General features: G+C 66.1%; 1 protein-coding gene. It reads left to right on the forward strand.

What is annotated here, in order from left to right:
• On the forward strand, positions 1-729 hold a 729-nt coding region (locus AC5Y7V_RS31390; protein ID WP_499883792.1), incomplete at both ends, for an IS256 family transposase.

The following is a 729-nucleotide window of genomic DNA, read 5'->3' on the forward strand; positions in this document are numbered from 1 at the left end:
CATCCACCTGAAAGTCCGGCTCGAGCAGGAAAAGCTCTGCCTGTTGGTGATGCTCGGGGTGCGGGCGGACGGCCGCAAGGAACTCGTCGCCCTGGCCGACGGCTACCGAGAGTCCACCGAGTCCTGGGCGGACCTGCTGCGGGATTGCCGCCGCCGCGGGATGCGCGCGCCGGCGCTCGCGGTCGGGGACGGAGCTTTGGGATTCTGGCGGGCACTGCGGGAGGTGTTCCCCGCCACCCGCGAACAACGCTGCTGGTTCCACAAACAAGCCAACGTTCTTGCTGCACTCCCGAAATCGGCGCATCCGGGTGCGTTGGCGGCGATGAAGGAGATCATCGGGGCCGAGGACATCGACAAGGCGCAGTTGGCGATCGCAGCGTTCGAACGTGACTACAGCGCGAAGTACCCGAAAGCGGTGAAGAAAATCGTCGATGACGCCGACGTGCTGCTCGAGTACTTCCGGTATCCCGCCGAGCACTGGGTGCATCTACGCACCACGAACCCGATCGAATCGACCTTCGCGACGGTTCGGCTTCGGACCAGGGTGACCAAGGGCCCGGGATCACGGGCGGCGGGCATGGCGATGGCCTACAAGCTGATCGAAGCAGCGCAGTCGCGGTGGCGGGCGGTCAACGCACCACACCTGGTGGCGTTGGTGCGGGCCGGCGCAGTGTTCCACCAGGGCAAGCTCCTCGAACGTCCGGTCGACATCACCCCGGAACCATCGCC

The organism is Mycobacterium sp. NGS34 (assembly GCF_059812845.1).